This window comes from Azonexus caeni, assembly GCF_048146105.1.
GTDB classification, from domain to species: domain Bacteria; phylum Pseudomonadota; class Gammaproteobacteria; order Burkholderiales; family Rhodocyclaceae; genus Azonexus; species Azonexus aromaticus_B.
Window position 1 is genome coordinate 1 of the sequence record NZ_JBKJAD010000039.1, and the last position, 14,066, is coordinate 14,066.

The 14,066-nt window shown below is 63.9% G+C and carries 21 protein-coding genes; 16 read left to right on the plus strand and 5 right to left on the minus strand.

The window, feature by feature from the left end; genetic code table 11:
- A partial coding sequence (locus tag ACLIIZ_RS20620; RefSeq protein WP_416695501.1) for a hypothetical protein occupies window positions 1-240 on the plus strand: 240 nt, incomplete at its 5' end.
- 13 nt (window positions 241-253) lie between these two features.
- On the opposite strand, the gene ACLIIZ_RS20625 is transcribed toward ACLIIZ_RS20620, so the two are convergent.
- Window positions 254-1,597 carry a (Fe-S)-binding protein gene (locus ACLIIZ_RS20625; protein ID WP_416695503.1) on the minus strand — a complete coding sequence of 448 codons (1,344 nt, stop codon included), beginning with the start codon at window positions 1,595-1,597 and terminating at the stop codon, window positions 254-256.
- 157 nt (window positions 1,598-1,754) lie between these two features.
- On the opposite strand from ACLIIZ_RS20625, the gene ACLIIZ_RS20630 reads away from it, so the two are divergent.
- The 4 genes from ACLIIZ_RS20630 (at window position 1,755) to ACLIIZ_RS20645 (ending at window position 3,954) form a co-directional block, all read left to right on the plus strand.
- On the plus strand, window positions 1,755-2,591 hold the full coding sequence (locus tag ACLIIZ_RS20630; protein WP_416695505.1) for an AraC family transcriptional regulator: 837 nt from the start codon (window positions 1,755-1,757) through the stop codon (window positions 2,589-2,591).
- Between the two features lie 68 nt (window positions 2,592-2,659).
- Entirely contained in the window at window positions 2,660-3,289 is a 630-nt protein-coding gene (locus ACLIIZ_RS20635; protein ID WP_416695507.1) for a LysE family translocator, read from the plus strand.
- Between the two features lie 87 nt (window positions 3,290-3,376).
- On the plus strand, window positions 3,377-3,649 hold the full coding sequence (locus tag ACLIIZ_RS20640; protein ID WP_416695509.1) for a type II toxin-antitoxin system ParD family antitoxin: 273 nt from the start codon (window positions 3,377-3,379) through the stop codon (window positions 3,647-3,649).
- Window positions 3,649-3,954 (plus strand): type II toxin-antitoxin system RelE/ParE family toxin, encoded by a 306-nt coding sequence (locus ACLIIZ_RS20645; RefSeq protein WP_416695511.1) that lies wholly within the window; start codon window positions 3,649-3,651, stop codon window positions 3,952-3,954. Before ACLIIZ_RS20640 ends, ACLIIZ_RS20645 begins: the two co-directional genes overlap by 1 nt.
- 48 nt (window positions 3,955-4,002) lie before the next feature.
- On the opposite strand, the gene ACLIIZ_RS20650 is transcribed toward ACLIIZ_RS20645, so the two are convergent.
- The 3 genes from ACLIIZ_RS20650 to ACLIIZ_RS20660 are packed head-to-tail and all read right to left on the minus strand — an operon-like array spanning window position 4,003 to window position 6,197.
- Entirely contained in the window at window positions 4,003-5,484 is a 1,482-nt protein-coding gene (locus ACLIIZ_RS20650; protein WP_416695513.1) for a Fic family protein, read from the minus strand.
- A 46-nt stretch (window positions 5,485-5,530) separates the two neighbouring features.
- Entirely contained in the window at window positions 5,531-5,887 is a 357-nt protein-coding gene (locus tag ACLIIZ_RS20655; RefSeq protein ID WP_416695515.1) for an addiction module antidote protein, read from the minus strand.
- 19 nt (window positions 5,888-5,906) lie between these two features.
- Window positions 5,907-6,197: a type II toxin-antitoxin system RelE/ParE family toxin gene (locus ACLIIZ_RS20660; RefSeq protein ID WP_416695517.1), complete on the minus strand. Its 291-nt coding sequence runs from the start codon at window positions 6,195-6,197 to the stop codon at window positions 5,907-5,909.
- Window positions 6,198-6,344: 147 nt separating this feature from the next.
- Between ACLIIZ_RS20660 and ACLIIZ_RS20665 the strand changes: the two genes are divergently transcribed.
- The 11 genes from ACLIIZ_RS20665 to ACLIIZ_RS20715 all read left to right on the plus strand — a co-directional run bounded on the left by ACLIIZ_RS20665 (window position 6,345) and on the right by ACLIIZ_RS20715 (window position 13,297).
- Window positions 6,345-7,079, plus strand: a complete 735-nt coding sequence (locus ACLIIZ_RS20665; RefSeq protein ID WP_416695519.1) for a cytochrome c biogenesis CcdA family protein — start codon at window positions 6,345-6,347, stop codon at window positions 7,077-7,079.
- 85 nt (window positions 7,080-7,164) lie between these two features.
- On the plus strand, window positions 7,165-7,476 hold the full coding sequence (locus ACLIIZ_RS20670; protein ID WP_416695521.1) for an HvfA family oxazolone/thioamide-modified RiPP metallophore: 312 nt from the start codon (window positions 7,165-7,167) through the stop codon (window positions 7,474-7,476).
- A gap of 53 nt (window positions 7,477-7,529) precedes the next feature.
- Window positions 7,530-8,063: a peroxiredoxin-like family protein gene (locus ACLIIZ_RS20675; protein WP_416695523.1), complete on the plus strand. Its 534-nt coding sequence runs from the start codon at window positions 7,530-7,532 to the stop codon at window positions 8,061-8,063.
- Entirely contained in the window at window positions 8,063-8,905 is an 843-nt protein-coding gene (locus tag ACLIIZ_RS20680) for an HvfB family MNIO-type RiPP peptide maturase (RefSeq protein WP_416695525.1), read from the plus strand. The genes ACLIIZ_RS20675 and ACLIIZ_RS20680 overlap by 1 nt, the downstream gene beginning before the upstream one ends.
- Before the next feature lie 2 nt (window positions 8,906-8,907).
- On the plus strand, window positions 8,908-9,636 hold the full coding sequence (locus ACLIIZ_RS20685; RefSeq protein WP_416695527.1) for an HvfC family RiPP maturation protein: 729 nt from the start codon (window positions 8,908-8,910) through the stop codon (window positions 9,634-9,636).
- 51 nt (window positions 9,637-9,687) lie between these two features.
- Entirely contained in the window at window positions 9,688-10,197 is a 510-nt protein-coding gene (locus ACLIIZ_RS20690; protein WP_416695529.1) for an HvfX family Cu-binding RiPP maturation protein, read from the plus strand.
- Window positions 10,198-10,278: 81 nt separating this feature from the next.
- Window positions 10,279-10,917 (plus strand): acrylate utilization transcriptional regulator AcuR, encoded by a 639-nt coding sequence (gene acuR, locus ACLIIZ_RS20695; protein WP_416695531.1) that lies wholly within the window; start codon window positions 10,279-10,281, stop codon window positions 10,915-10,917.
- A 50-nt stretch (window positions 10,918-10,967) separates the two neighbouring features.
- Window positions 10,968-11,951 (plus strand): acrylyl-CoA reductase (NADPH), encoded by a 984-nt coding sequence (gene acuI / locus ACLIIZ_RS20700; RefSeq protein ID WP_416695533.1) that lies wholly within the window; start codon window positions 10,968-10,970, stop codon window positions 11,949-11,951.
- A 124-nt stretch (window positions 11,952-12,075) separates the two neighbouring features.
- Entirely contained in the window at window positions 12,076-12,456 is a 381-nt protein-coding gene (locus ACLIIZ_RS20705) for a thioredoxin family protein (RefSeq protein ID WP_416695535.1), read from the plus strand.
- Window positions 12,453-13,091, plus strand: coding sequence for a sigma-70 family RNA polymerase sigma factor (locus ACLIIZ_RS20710; protein ID WP_416695537.1), 639 nt, complete (start codon window positions 12,453-12,455; stop codon window positions 13,089-13,091). The genes ACLIIZ_RS20705 and ACLIIZ_RS20710 overlap by 4 nt, the downstream gene beginning before the upstream one ends.
- Window positions 13,085-13,297, plus strand: coding sequence for a zf-HC2 domain-containing protein (locus tag ACLIIZ_RS20715; protein WP_416695539.1), 213 nt, complete (start codon window positions 13,085-13,087; stop codon window positions 13,295-13,297). The genes ACLIIZ_RS20710 and ACLIIZ_RS20715 overlap by 7 nt, the downstream gene beginning before the upstream one ends.
- Before the next feature lie 34 nt (window positions 13,298-13,331).
- Here the strand turns inward: ACLIIZ_RS20715 and ACLIIZ_RS20720 are convergent, their stop codons facing one another.
- Window positions 13,332-13,850 carry a hypothetical protein gene (locus ACLIIZ_RS20720; protein WP_416695541.1) on the minus strand — a complete coding sequence of 173 codons (519 nt, stop codon included), beginning with the start codon at window positions 13,848-13,850 and terminating at the stop codon, window positions 13,332-13,334.
- Between the last annotated feature and the right edge of the window lie 216 nt (window positions 13,851-14,066).

Here is a 14,066-nt window from a genome sequence, read left to right on the forward strand (position 1 = left end):
GGCCGTATTGCGTCCGCAGTAGCAAAAACAAGGGAAAATCGTGCGCTTCCAGATAAAAATCACCAAATCTCGGCCATCCAAGCTCAATTTCAGCAGCCAGGTCGCCTCAAGTCCGACAGGCTGCTAGGCGAACGCTGCCTATCGCCACCTATCCAACACGCCGATATCGCCTGCTCAGACGAAATGGGAAAGCGTGCTCACCTCAGCCGCGATTCCGCGGATTTCACGGCCTACCGCTAAATCCGGGCATTTTTCAGCCGGCTAGCGCCCGTTCCAGCAGCACCGCCACATGCAGCGCGTCGCGCCCGCTGCCGTCCTTGATCTGGTGCCGGCAGGAGAAGCCGTCGGCGACGATCATCGTCTCCGCAGCGGCTTCGCGCACCGCCGGCAGCAGCGCGAGTTCGGCCATCTGCACCGAGGCGTCGTGGTGTTCGGCTTCCAGGCCGAAGCTGCCGGACATGCCGCAGCAACTGGCGTCGATGATCTCGAACTCGAATTCCGGAATCCAGCCGAGCACCTTCCTGACCGACTTCATCGCGCCGAAAGCTTTCTGGTGGCAGTGCCCATGGACCAGCGCGCGGCCGCCGGGAATCGGCTTGAGGGCGAGCTTCAACCCCTTGTTGCCTTCGCGCATCAGGAATTCCTCGAACAGGAAGGCCTGTTTCGATAGCTGGCCGACGTCGGGACCGAGGCCGAGGCTGTAGAACTCGTCGCGCAGCGCCAGCAGGCAGGACGGTTCGAGGCCGACGATGGGCGTGCCAGCGGCCAGCGCCGGGGCGAGCGCGGCCATGACCCGGCGCGCTTCGCCCCTGGCTTCCTCGACCATGCCTTGCGACAGGTAGGTTCGGCCGCAGCACAGCGGGCGTTCCGGCTCGGCGTCGGTTTTTGCCGGTTCGAGCACGTCGACCGCATAACCGCCGGCGCGCAGCACCTTGAGCGCGGCGGTGGCGATTTCTGGCGTGTAGTAATGCGTGAAGGTATCGACAAACAGCACGACCTTGCCGCGCTCGCCCGTCGACGGCGCCGCGTCGGCCTTGAAGCCGGCGGCGACGATTTCCGGGATCGGCCGGCGGGCCGAGATGCCGAGCCGCCGTTCGGCCAGCCGGGCGACCCAGGGCGAGGCGTTGCGCCAGCGCACCAGCGGTACCAGCAGCGACCGCCAGCCGTGCAGCCAGCGCGGCAGCGCGCCGAACAGGCGGGCGCGGCGCGTGACGCCCAGGCGCTCGTTCTTCTGCGCCAGGTATTCGGTCTTGATCAGCGTCATGTCGACGGCGCTCGGGCATTCCTTCTTGCAACCCTTGCACGACACGCAGAGGTCCATCGCTGCGGCGAGGTCGGGTTGGGCGAAAGGGTCTTCGCCCAACTCGCCATTGAGCGCCGCCTTGAATGCCTTGACCCGCGCGCCGGTGGAATGCGCCGGATCGTGCGTGATGCGAAAGCTCGGACACATCACGCCCTTGCCGTCGCGCTGGCACTGGTGGTTGTTCATGCACACGGCAACCGCCTTGGCGTAGTTGCCGCCGGTCGCGGGAATGCCGGCATAGGCGTCGCCGACGCCGTAGGTGTCGTAGGCCGACCAGTCGAGATGGGTTTTCATGACGTTCAGGCAAGCAAAAGCGGCGCCACAACAAACCCACGAAAAATCAATCACCTGCAGCGCCGCCGCTTGTCACGTTCACGACAATGGCGAACCCGGCCACCGGCATTCGGTGGACGGTTCGACAGGCAAGCGCCATCCCTGAGAGAATCGCCCCATGACTCCCGCCGCCCATAAAACGCCGCAGCCGGCCGCGCGCAACCCGCCGCGCTTTCACCGCTCGCCCGCGCTGCCTTTCGTCGAAGCGCGCAGCGCCGCCGACTCGCAGGCCTGCTACCGCCCGCACGCCCACGCCGAATGGTCGGTCGGCGCGGTCGACGCCGGCCACAGCCGGTTTGCCACCGGCGGCGCCAGCTACCGGCTGGCACCCGGTGACCTGGTCCTCATCCCGCCCGCTCAGGTGCACGCCTGCAACCCGGAAGACCGCGCCGCCTGGGGCTACCGCATGCTCTACCTCGACGCCGCCTGGATGGAAGACTTCCTGGCAACGAGTGCCGCCGGCGCCGCCTTCGCCAAACGCCCCTGGCAACTTGCCCGCGACCCGCTCGCCTACGAGCGTTTCGGCCAGGTTTTCGCCGCCTGCCACGATAGCCCCGACCCGGCCCCCTTCGCCGCCGCTCTCGGCGAGCTGCTCGCCACGCCGGGCGAAGCACTGCCCATCGCCCCACCGGCGGCGGACCTGCCGCCCGCCATCGCCACCGTCCGCGACTGGCTCGATACCCATTGCGACGCCGCCCTGCCGCTGGCCGAACTCGCCGCCCGCGCCGGCCTCAGCCCCTACCAGTTGATCCGCCGTTTCGTCCGCCATACCGGCATGACGCCGCACGCCTACCAGCTCGACCGCCGCATCCAGCGCGCCCGTCGGCTGCTCGCCGCCGGCACGCCGATCTGCGATACCGCGCTGGCCACCGGCTTTGCCGACCAGAGCCACTTCCACCGCAGCTTCCGCGAACGCGTCGCCGCCACCCCGGGGCAATACGCCGGCCCGCGCTGAGGCGCGCAATTTCCTCCAAGACCGGCCAGCGCCGGCTGGCGATACTCCGCCCATTTACGGAAGCCGCCATGTCCTTCGACTTCACCCAGTTCGGCCTCGTCGCCAGCGCCCATTTCGTCGCCCTGCTCAGCCCCGGGCCGGATTTCTTCCTGATCATGCGCACGCGCATCGTCCACGGCCTGCGCCCGGCCATCGCCACCAGCCTCGGCATCGCGCTGGCCAACGCCGCCTACATCGCCCTGGCGCTCACCGGCGTCTCGCTGCTCGCCCGCTGGCCGCTGCTCTTCGCCACGCTCAAGTGGGCCGGCTGCCTCTACCTGGTCTGGCTGGGCGTACTTTTCCTGCGCAGCGACGGCCACCTGACGCTGGCCGACGCAAGCCCGGCGGCACCGGCCAGGCCACACGAAAAACTGGCACCGCATCTGCTGCAAGGCTTCCTCTCCGGCATCCTCAACCCGAAGAACTCGCTGTTCTACGCCCTGCTCTTCGGCGCCCTCGTCGCCCCCGCCACGACGGCCGGCGAACAAACCCTCTACGGCCTGTGGATGGCCGGCATCGTCTTCGCCTGGGACGCCCTGATCGCCCGCAGCGTCGGCCACCCCCGCCTGCTCACCTGGTTCCGCCGCCACCTACGCCACATCGAACGCGGCTCAGGCGTGGTCATGCTGGCGATTGCGGCGGGGATTGCGGTGCGGTGAAGTGGAAGGCGAGGCGGGCTTGCCGAGTCTGGACTTCTCGCCATCCCGGCATAGAATGGCAATAACTGACATTCCCTGGAGCCTGCGATGTCCCTCAACGTATCTTTGCCGCCGGAGCTCGAAAACCGTGTCCGCCAGCATGTGGAATCAGGACTCTACAGCTCGGCCAGTGAAGTGATCCGCGAAGCGCTGCGCCTGTTTGAAGCCTACCAAAGCGTTCAGGCGGCCAAGCTTGCCGCCCTCAAAACCGACATTGCCCAAGGCGTAGCCGATATCGACGCCGGCCGCGTGCGTGAAGTGAGCATATCCAGCATCAAGGAACGCGGCAGAGCAATTCACGCAACGGCAAAAACGGTCTGATGGCAAAACTGTTCTACTCCGCGAGCGCCGAAAACGACTTGCTGGAGGCCTGGTTGTACCTTGCCGAAGATAGCGTCACCGCCGCTGATCGCATGCTCGACCAGATAGAAGCAGAAGCCATTCGATTGCTGGATCAGCCGCTCATGGGGCGGGAGCGACGCGAACTCTGGCCAGGCCTAAGAAGCTGGCCGACCTCGACACCATACGTTCTGTTCTACTTTCCTCACGAACACGGGATTGTCGTGGCACGCGTGCTGCACCACGCCAGAGACATTGAGGCAATCGCTGACTGGCCTGCGCGATAAGACAGTCTGGTAACCAGCTTGAGGCCGCGCACCACGCCGTTATGAGGCCTACAAGCGGTCCCCGTACTCCTTGACGGCAACAGCTAATGCCGAATCGAGCCATCGAGAGAACGCTGGCTTTATGTCGTCAACATTGGTCTTATACGTAAACACGAGTGGCTCGAGCGAACAAACGAAAAAATTCTCTGATACTGACTGCCTATCCTCGGAATCCTCAAACGACTCCAATCTTGCGAATGCGGTAGCTTCCATGATGCCCGACAACTCACGGCCGACATGATGGAAGGAAGAGACAAATACCAATCTCTCGCGCTCTGCAAAAATTGACGCTTTGACGAAGTAATGATCCTCCGTGAAGTTTGCGAACTTTCCAGCTTCTTTGGCAGAGGCCACCACTTCATACTTATACCAATGGGCGTTATCGCGGTCTTGCCCCCCCTCGATAACATGAATATCCGGCTTTGCGACAGCCGACACTGCCTCACCCAACTGAGCAAATGCGACTTGCAGGGCGTCGCGCGCGTTTGAGCGGAGCTGCTTCGCAACGACGTTGACTCGCCTGAGCTCGGCGTGGCGCTCCAACCGGCGTTTCCCAAACTTGTCCGCAAGCCCCGCAATAACTGCGGACGTAAGGTTACGTTGCTCGGATATTTCTTTGTCCACATCAACGCTCAAAGCCTGAAGGATCGCGGAGCGTTCGAGGCGAGCGAAGAGAGATGCTAATCGACCAAGGTCATGGTCATCGGCGAATTCCAGCGAGGTGATGTATTCGACTCGAAGGTCACGATCAAGAACCAACGGCAGCAGTTGGGCACGGAGCAAGACTAGGGTTGTAAGCGCCCTTGCTAGGCGCCCATTTCCATCTTGATACGGATGTATCTGGGTGAAGCGGTGATGGAACCAAGCACATACGATGATCGGATCGTCTAGCTCATAGCTGGAAAGCCAAGAGAGTAGGTTATCGATCTCCGAATCAACGTGAACAGGAGGGCAATATTCGTGAATCGAACCGTCGTCGCGGCGAGGGTTATTGGGATGCTCCTTGAACTTCCCTTTCAGTAATGGGATTTCGCGGCGGTTACCGAATTGGTCGATTGCCGTTGTCGTATCTTGATGCCGAGTCAGTATCGAATGAAGTTCGTGGATCACTGACTTTGTAAGTGGCCGATTACTCGCCACGCAGTCCATGACGAGTTGAATTGCGGCCTCTTGATCTCGAAGAATATCGATTAGTCGAGATGGTTCGATATCGGTGCTTGACCTGGTCACGATATCCTCGCGAAAGCCAGCGGCGACAAGGGCTTCCGTAGTGCCCCGATCAAGGTCGTAAAGATGTTCAAGGATTCCTGTTTCGATACTCAATCGCCGCACGAGTCTCTGATTGAATTCTCTAAGACTGGTTTGGCTGGACTCCTTAAGGCGAGCTTTTGAAGACTGCCACGACTCGTACAGGGGCCTCATTGCGGCAAGGTCAATTTCTCGGTCCTTGTCGGAGAGTGGTTCAATCGGTTTCCACGAGTAATCGGTCATATCAAACTCCGAGGCTTCGAAAGGCAAAATGTTTCACGGACAAAAATCATCGCACCGGAACCAACTCCTCGGTAGTCTTTTTGCGGGATGCCCGTCCCTGCTTGACGGGAGCAGATAGCGGCGCGGCGTGTAGTCTTACGCCAAGAGCGTGGACGACCTTGAGGATGGTGGCAAAGCTGGGGTTGCCTTCGCCGGAGAGCGCCTTGTAGAGGCTTTCGCGTCCGATGCCGGTATCGCGGGCGAGTTGCGTCATGCCTCTGGCCCGGGCGATATCGCCGAGAACCTTGGCGATGAAGGCCGCGTCATCGCCGGCTTCTTCCATGGCCGCTTCGAGGTAAAACGCCATGTCCTCGTCGGTCTTCAGTTCCTCGACCACATCCCATTTGCGCAATTTCAGCGTCATCGCCGTCTCCTACATCTGCCTATATTTCGCGCGCCAGTTTCAGCGCCATCTTGATGTCCTTCGCCTGCGTGCTCTTGTCACCGCCAGCGAGCAGAATCACCACTTCCATGCCGGTACGCTTGAAGTAAATGCGGTAGCCGGGGCCGTAGTGAATCCGCATCTCCGACACACCTTCGCCCACCGGTGCGCAATCGCCGAAGTTGCCTTCCTCGGCACGACGCATGCGCACCCTGATCGCCGCCTTCGCGCGCGCGTCGCGAAGAGCGGCATGCCAAGTGTCGAATTGCTCGGTGGTGAAAATCACGCCCATGCAAAACTGTATCCCATTTTCTACAGAACTACAAAGCCGCAGACTTGACGCAAGCCAGCGGTCAACCGGCCAAACAGCCCAAAAACCACAACCCGCTGTAAGAATCCCGCCCCCAGCCGCGACCAATCTCCAACTCAAGGAGATGTCATGCTCGAAACCCTTTCCCCCGCCGTTCTAGGCCTTGCCCTGCTGGCCGGCAGTCTGACCACGCTGTCGCCCTGCGTTTTCCCCGTGTTGCCGCTGGTGGTTGGCGGGGCGGTGCAGCAGAACCGGTTGGCGCCGGTGGCGATGGGCGTCGGGATGGCGCTGTCGTTTGCGCTGATCGGCGTGCTGCTCGGCGCACTCGGGCCGGTGCTGGGAATCGATAGCGAGCATGTGCGGACTTTCGGCGGCTGGTTGCTGCTGGTTTTCGGCCTGGTCATGCTGGTGCCGGCGCTCAACGCGCGCTTCACCGAATGGATGCTGCCCATCGCCAGCCAGGCCAACGCCGCGTCGGCGCGGCTGAATGGCGGTTCGCTGGCCGGCGCCTTCCTGCTCGGCGGCGTGCTCGGGCTGGTCTGGAGTCCCTGTTCCGGGCCGCTGCTCGGTGCCGCGCTGAGTCTGGTGGCGGCGGAAGGCGGGGCGCTACGCGGCGGCGTTGTGCTCGGGTTGTTCGGAATCGGCGCGGCGGTGCCGCTGGTTGGTGTTGCTTATGCGTCGCGCGCCGGTTTCGGCCGTGTCCGGGGCTGGGTGATGCAGCACATCGGGCGCATCAAGACCTTGTTCGGCGCGCTGCTGCTACTGACCGGCATCGCCATCCTGAGCGGCGCCGATAAGTGGCTGGAAGCGCGGATTGTTGAACATCTGCCGGATGCGTGGGTCCGACTCACCACGCTTTTCTGAAATCTTCTGTAAGAAACCCGGCCCCTGCGCCGACGAAGCAACAGGCAGGCTTTCTGCCCTCACCCCCACCTCAATGGAGATCATCATGAAAAAGCAAACTCTCGCCTCCCTCGCCATCGGTTCCGCCTTTGCCGCCGTCGCCCTGACCCCGATTGCCCACGCTGCCGACAATCCCTTCGCCGCCAAGCAGTTGAGCGCCGGTTACCAGTTGGCGCAGGCCGACACCAAGGGCAAGGACGGCAAATGCGGTGAAGCGAAATGTGGTGCCGAGAAGAAGGCGGCCGAGAAGCAGAAGGATGGCAAGTGCGGTGAGGCCAAATGCGGCGCCGACAAGAAGCCGGTCGAAAAGAAGAAGGACGGCAAGTGCGGCGAAGCCAAGTGCGGCGCCGCCAAGTAAGACGCTGAACCCACGGGCCGGCGGCTGATGCCGGCCCTTTCAAGGAATTCCTCATGCCGCTATCCCTGATTCCCCGCCAGCCGGTGCCGACGCTCGATGTGCCGTTACTCTCCGGCACCCGCCTGAGGCTCGCCGCCAACGAGGCGCCGACTTTCACGCTGCTCGTCTTCTACCGTGGCTATCACTGCCCGCTGTGCCGCGCCTACCTGACCGAACTGAACCGCCTGGCCGACGAATTCACTGCCCGTGGCGTGGTCGTCAAGGTACTCTCGTCGGATAGCGAAGAACGTGCCCGCCGTACCGCCGATGAATGGTCGCTCGACAAGCTCGATCTCGGCTACGGCCTGAACGAAGCCGACGCCCGCGCCTGGGGCCTGTACATCTCCACCAGTCGCGGCCTAACCTCGACCGGCGTCGAGGAACCGGCGCGCTTTTCCGAACCCGGCGTGTTCCTGATCCGCCCCGATCTCACCCTTTACTGGGCCAACGTCCAGACCATGCCCTTCGCCCGGCCGCACTTCAAGGACATGCTCGGCGCCATCGACTTCGTCATCGCCAAGGATTACCCGGCGCGCGGAGAAGCCTGATGCACGCCCGCTCGCCGCACGGCGCCGGCCTCGGTTTCCGGCGCGAACTGATCGCCCCGCTGCAGGCCGGCGTGCCGGCGGTCATCGATTTCTTCGAACTGGCACCGGAAAACTGGGCCGGCATGGGCGGCCGTTCGGCACGCCAACTGCGTGCCTTCACCGAGCGCTACCCCTTCGTCTGCCACGGCCTGTCGCTCTCGCTCGGCGGCAGCGGGCCGCTCGACGAAGCGCTGCTTTACCGCATCCGCGATTTCATGCGCGAACACGGGATGACGCTGTATACCGAACACCTCTCCTGGTGCGCCGACGACCGCCAGCTCTACGACCTGCTGCCGATCCCGCAGACCGAGGCCGCCGTGCGCTGGACCGCCGAACGCATCCGGCGCGCCCAGGACATCCTCGGCCGGCGGATCGGCATCGAAAACGCCTCGACCTACGTCGAACCGCCTGGCGCGGAGATGAACGCCGCCGAGTTCATCGGCGCCGTGGTCGAGGCCGCCGACTGCCTGCTCCACCTCGACGTGAACAACATCTACGTCAATAGCCGTAACTTCGGCTTCGACGCGCACGCCTTCCTCGCCGCGCTGCCGCTGGCGCGCACCTGCTACGTCCATGTTGCCGGCCACTACGTCGAGCCGGACGGGCTGGTCATCGACACCCACGGCGCGCCGGTGATCGACCCGGTGTGGGCGCTGCTCGCCGACGCCTACGCGCGCATCGGCGGCGAGGTGCCGACCTGCCTCGAACGCGACTTCAATTTCCCCGATCTGGCGGCGTTGACCGCAGAGGTCGACACCATCGCCGGGCTGCAGGCCGCAGCGAAGCAGCGCAAGGCGGCCTGAACATGACATTCCAGACTTTCCAGCACGCCTTCGCCCAACACCTGCGCGACCCGCGCCGCGCCCCCCGCCCGGCCGGCGTGCCGGCGCGCGGCATGGGCGTGTACCGCGAACTGGTCGGCAACAACCTGCAAGGCTTCGTCGACAGCGCCTTCCCGGTCTGCCGCGCCATCCTCGGTGACGCGCGCTGGCAGCGCCTCGGGCGCCGCTTCTTGCGTGACTGGCCGCTGCATACGCCGTGGTTCCGCGAAATCCCGCGCGAGTTCGTGCACTTCCTGGCGCAGACGCTGGGCCTGCGTCTGCCGCGCTGGCTGCCGGAACTGGCGCATTACGAGTGGGTGGAACTGGCCGCCGACATCGCCGACGCGCCCATCCCGCCGCACGATCCGGACGGCGACCTGCGCCACGGCACAGTCGTCCTCAACCCGGTGCTGTTCAATCTTGCCTACGCCTGGCCGGTGCACCGCATCGGCCCCGACTGGCGGCCGCGCCGGCCAGCGGCAACGCATCTGCTGGTCCATCGCGACGCCGACGATGTCGTCCGCTTCAGCGAGACCAACCCGGTCACCGCCCGCCTGCTCGCGCTGCTTGCCGCAACACCGCAGAGCGGCGCAACCGCCGCGCGGCAGATCGCCGGCGAACTGCAACACGGTGACCCCGAACGGCTGGTCGATTTCGCCGTCGAACTGCTCGCCGACCTGCGCCGGCAAGGCGTCGTGCTCGGCACGCTGTAAGTTTTTGCCACCCCGCTCCGACCAAGGATCAAACCCCTACGGAGCCTGACCATGTACCACACCCTCACCGCCCTCACCCGTCGCCTGCTCGCCGGCCTCGACCTGATCGGCCTGTGGATCGGCCTGCTGACGCTGCGCCTCGTGCTCGGCTGGGAATACTTCGAAGCCGGGCAGGCCAAGTTCCTCGGCGAAAACTGGTTTGCCGACATCCAGGACCGCTTTCCCTTCCCGTTCAACCTCGTGCCGCCCGAACTGAGCTGGCAGATGGCCACCTGGTTCGAGCTGATCGGCGGCATCGCGCTGGTCCTCGGCCTGGCCACGCGCTTCTTCTCGCTGTCGCTGATCGTCCTTACCGTCGTCGCCATTCTCAGCGTGCACTGGCCGGATAGCTGGCAGACGCTGGGCGACCTGCTGCAAGGCTACGCAATCACCGACGACGGCCACGGCAACTACAAGCTGCCGGCGATCTTCCTCGCCATGCTGTTGCCGCTCCTCCTGCTCGGCCCCGGCCGCCTGTCGCTCGACCACTGGCTGCGCCGCCGCCTCGATCGCACCGCCTGAAACATCGCCCATCGAAGCCGGTCAGGGTAGCTTGAATCCGCTTCTTGCATTTATTGAGACGACCGGTCTAAAATTCGGCGCATGGATACCCCAGCGCCCCTTACCCGCAAACGCGGCCGCCCGCCAAAGCGGCCAGAAGAAAGCTTCGAAACGCGCGAACTGCTGCTGCGCGCCGGGCTGGAGGTGCTTACCGAAAAGGGATTTGCGGCCACCGGGATCGACGAAGTACTGAAACGGGTCGGCGTGCCGAAGGGCTCCTTCTATCACTATTTCGACAGCAAGGAAGCTTTCGGGGCGGCGTTGATCGAGCGTTACGCGAGCTACTTTGCCCGCAAGCTGGAGCGCCACTTCAGGGACGAATCAATGAGGCCGCTTGAGCGCATCACAGCCTTCGTCGACGACGCGCAAGCCGGCATGGCGCGGCACGATTTCCGCCGTGGCTGCCTGATCGGCAATCTCGGCCAGGAGATGGCCGCCTTGCCGGAAAGCTTCCGGGGCCGTCTCAGCGCCGTGTTTGTCGACTGGGAGCAACACCTGGCCCGTTGTCTGGAAGCCGCGCAACAACTCGGCCAGATTCCCGACACGGTGGACTGCGCGCAGCAAGCCAGCTTTTTCTGGATCGGCTGGGAAGGGGCGGTCTTGCGCGCCAAACTCGAACGCAGCGCCAAAGCGCTCGACATCTTTACGCAAGGATTTTTCGCCGGGCTACAGCGGTCCTGATTTTTTTGACTTTTTATAGACGATCGGTCTAAATCACCAAGGAGATGAACATGTTCAAAGGCATTCTGATCGAGAAGGATGACGCCGGCTATCGCGCCAATCTCAAGGACATCGACGAAGCGCAGTTGCCCGAGGGCGATGTCACCGTCCGCGTCAGTCACTCGACGCTCAACTACAAGGACGGTCTGGCCATTACCGGCAAGGGGCCGGTGGTTCGACGCTTCCCGATGGTGCCGGGGATCGATCTGGTCGGCACCGTCGAATCGAGCACTCACGTCGACTACCAGCCGGGCGACAGCGTGCTGCTCAACGGCTGGGGCGTCGGCGAGGGACACTGGGGCGGGCTGGCCCAGAAGGCACGGCTCAAGGGCGACTGGCTGGTGCCGCTGCCCAAGCAGTTTTCCCCGGTACAGGCCATGGCGATCGGCACCGCTGGCTACACCGCCATGCTCTGCGTGCTGGCGCTGGAACGCCACGGGGTGAAGCCGGCGCACGGAGAAATCGTCGTTTCCGGCGCCGCCGGTGGCGTTGGCAGCGTGGCAATCGCCGTCCTGGCCAGGCTCGGTTATACAGTGGTCGCGGTCAGCGGCCGCAGCGAGGAAGCCGACTACCTGAAACGCCTGGGCGCCAGCGAAGTGCTCAATCGGGCCGATTTCTCGTCGCCCGGCAAGCCGCTGGGCAAGGAACGCTGGGCCGGTGCGGTCGACGTCGTCGGCAGCCACACCCTGGCCAACATCTGCGCCACCACCAAGTATCGCGGCGTGGTGACGGCATGCGGGCTGGCCGGCGGGATGGATTTCCCGGCGACGGTGGCGCCGTTCATCCTGCGTGGTGTGACACTGGCCGGCATCGACAGCGTGATGTGCCCGCGCCCCGAGCGTCTCGAGGCCTGGCGTCGCCTGGGCACCGACCTCGACATCTCCAAGCTGGAAATGATCGGCACCGAGATTGCGCTGAGCGAGGCGATTCCCCACGCCTTCAAGCTCATCAACGGCGAGATTCGCGGTCGGGTGATCGTAGACGTCAATCGCTGACCAGGCGCCACCGGCCGCCACAAGCGGCCGGTCCGGCTGATGCCGACATTCGCTCGTCAGAGTGTAAGAAATCCCCAGGTGACTCCGACCAATCATCGCCATCCCCAAGCCATCGGAGCCCATCGTGAAAACCATTCGTCTGCTCACCGCCCTTGCCTTCACCACCCTCGCCGGTTTTGCCCAGGCCCTCGACATCGCCCCCTGGAGCCCGGACGATTTCGCCCGCCAGCAGGCTGCCGGCCAGGCCGTCGCGCTGCACTTCCACGCCGACTGGTGCCCGACCTGCAAGGCACAGGAAAAGGTCTTCAACGGCTGGCGCGGCGATGCCGCCGTGCCCGGCCGCCTGCTCGTCGTCGATTACGACAACGCCCGTGAATTGCGCCGCCAGTTCGGCGTGCGTACACAATCGACACTGATCGTTTTCAAGGGCAGCAAGGAAGTCGCCCGCCTGGCTGGCGAAACCGACCCGGCCAAACTGCGCGCTGCACTGGAAACCGCGCGTTGAGCTACCATGGCGGCAACGCAGCCCGCGCCATGGAGGCCGTCATCGCCACCCCCGCCATCATCGACAATGCCTTCGTCGAACAGGTCCGCCACGACATGCTCGCCTTTGCCCAGCTCCAGTTGCGCGACGCCACGCTCGCCGAAGACGCCGTCCAGGAAGCGCTGACCGCCGCGCTCACCGGCGGCCGCGACTTCGCCGGGCGCTCGGCGCTGAAGACCTGGGTCTTCGGCATCCTGCGCCACAAGATCGTCGACCTGATCCGCCAGCAATCCCGGACGACGCCGATCTCTGCCTTCGGCGGCGATGACGACAGCCTCGACCAGGCCTTCGACACCCTGTTCAAGGAAAACGCCCACTGGCACCCGGCGCACCGCCCAGCCACCTGGGGCGACCCGGAAGCCTCGCTGCGCGACAAGCACTTCTGGGCCGTCTTCGACGCCTGCCTGACCCACCTGCCGAAGAACACCGCCCGCGTCTTCATGATGCGCGAATTCCTCGACCTCGATACCGGCGAAGTCTGCGCCGCCGCCGGCATCAGCACCAGCAACTGCCACGTCATCCTGCACCGCGCCCGCAGCGCGCTGCGCGGCTGCCTGGAAAAAGGCTGGTTCCTCGCCGGAGAACGCCCATGCTGAACTGCAAGGACGCCACGCACCGCATGTCGGAAGCCGAAGACCGCGACCTCGGCCTTACCGAACGCCTCGAACTCAGCCTCCACCTCGCCCTGTGCCGGGGCTGCCGCAACTACCAGCAGCACCTGCACGTGCTGCGCGACGCTTGCCGGGGGTATCGGGAGGAACTGACGGGCGGAGAAGCGGAAGGAAGCGGCACGAAGCGCTGACCTTCAAATCCAAAGACTGCAGGATTGAAGGGCATCAGCATGGCGCGACTTCCAGCGCGCTACCGACGGCGTCAAGAACGATGTTCAAGGCCTTGGCGGTCAGGTGGGCGCGATTGAACACGACGTCGCAAAGGAAGACAAAGGCGCCCGCCAGATAGCCAAGATACGCGAAGCCGACGTAGTCGCTGAAAACCAGGGTGTGCAGCCAGTTCTGGTTGAAAAGATAGAGGTAAGCCGTTGCCGACGCCGCCCCGAGGAGCGTCAGCGCCGCAGGGAGAAGATGCAGGTCGGCTCGGCGCTTGAGAACGACGGCAGCAATCAGCAACGCGAATACCAAGGCGTTCGTGCCGGTGAAGATGCGGAACTCGCAAGTCACCTGCTTGGCGGTATCCATGTATCTGGAGCGGATCAGCGACGTGAGGTAGTCCTGCGCCGCGGCCGCGTTGCCAATCCGGCCCTCCAGCCCGGCACGGAGATTCGTCTCTATCTTCTTCCGGCACTCGCAATCGAGGTTCCCCATTTCAGCAATGACGACCGCCAGGCGGCTCGGCAACTGTTCTGCCAGCAGCTGTCTGGTGCGCGCGATCTCTTCGGCATAGCCCTGAGAAAAGGCCGCCGCCTTGCGCGCAAGGAACTGACTATTTCTACTTTGTCAGATTCCCCCAAAGTCATCTGAAGCCGTCATGTGATAAAATGCAAGCTGTTGTTTTAAATGAATTTACAGAGGCTTTGGATTTTCATGACGGCCTCAATATTCCGAATGCATTCG

Bases quoted from the DNA above. Each gene is read 5' to 3' on its own strand.
- ACLIIZ_RS20690 (WP_416695529.1), top strand. From the start codon at position 9,688: ATGTACCACACCCTCACCGCCCTCACCCGTCGCCTGCTCGCCGGCCTC.
- ACLIIZ_RS20685 (WP_416695527.1), top strand. From the start codon at position 8,908: ATGACATTCCAGACTTTCCAGCACGCCTTCGCCCAACACCTGCGCGAC.
- acuR (WP_416695531.1), top strand. From the start codon at position 10,279: ATGGATACCCCAGCGCCCCTTACCCGCAAACGCGGCCGCCCGCCAAAG.
- ACLIIZ_RS20670 (WP_416695521.1), top strand. From the start codon at position 7,165: ATGAAAAAGCAAACTCTCGCCTCCCTCGCCATCGGTTCCGCCTTTGCC.
- ACLIIZ_RS20660 (WP_416695517.1), bottom strand. From the start codon at position 6,197: ATGGGCGTGATTTTCACCACCGAGCAATTCGACACTTGGCATGCCGCT.
- ACLIIZ_RS20650 (WP_416695513.1), bottom strand. From the start codon at position 5,484: ATGACCGATTACTCGTGGAAACCGATTGAACCACTCTCCGACAAGGAC.
- ACLIIZ_RS20640 (WP_416695509.1), top strand. From the start codon at position 3,377: ATGTCCCTCAACGTATCTTTGCCGCCGGAGCTCGAAAACCGTGTCCGC.
- ACLIIZ_RS20635 (WP_416695507.1), top strand. From the start codon at position 2,660: ATGTCCTTCGACTTCACCCAGTTCGGCCTCGTCGCCAGCGCCCATTTC.
- ACLIIZ_RS20655 (WP_416695515.1), bottom strand. From the start codon at position 5,887: ATGACGCTGAAATTGCGCAAATGGGATGTGGTCGAGGAACTGAAGACC.
- ACLIIZ_RS20630 (WP_416695505.1), top strand. From the start codon at position 1,755: ATGACTCCCGCCGCCCATAAAACGCCGCAGCCGGCCGCGCGCAACCCG.
- ACLIIZ_RS20645 (WP_416695511.1), top strand. From the start codon at position 3,649: ATGGCAAAACTGTTCTACTCCGCGAGCGCCGAAAACGACTTGCTGGAG.
- ACLIIZ_RS20625 (WP_416695503.1), bottom strand. From the start codon at position 1,597: ATGAAAACCCATCTCGACTGGTCGGCCTACGACACCTACGGCGTCGGC.
- ACLIIZ_RS20715 (WP_416695539.1), top strand. From the start codon at position 13,085: ATGCTGAACTGCAAGGACGCCACGCACCGCATGTCGGAAGCCGAAGAC.
- ACLIIZ_RS20665 (WP_416695519.1), top strand. From the start codon at position 6,345: ATGCTCGAAACCCTTTCCCCCGCCGTTCTAGGCCTTGCCCTGCTGGCC.
- ACLIIZ_RS20680 (WP_416695525.1), top strand. From the start codon at position 8,063: ATGCACGCCCGCTCGCCGCACGGCGCCGGCCTCGGTTTCCGGCGCGAA.
- ACLIIZ_RS20675 (WP_416695523.1), top strand. From the start codon at position 7,530: ATGCCGCTATCCCTGATTCCCCGCCAGCCGGTGCCGACGCTCGATGTG.
- acuI (WP_416695533.1), top strand. From the start codon at position 10,968: ATGTTCAAAGGCATTCTGATCGAGAAGGATGACGCCGGCTATCGCGCC.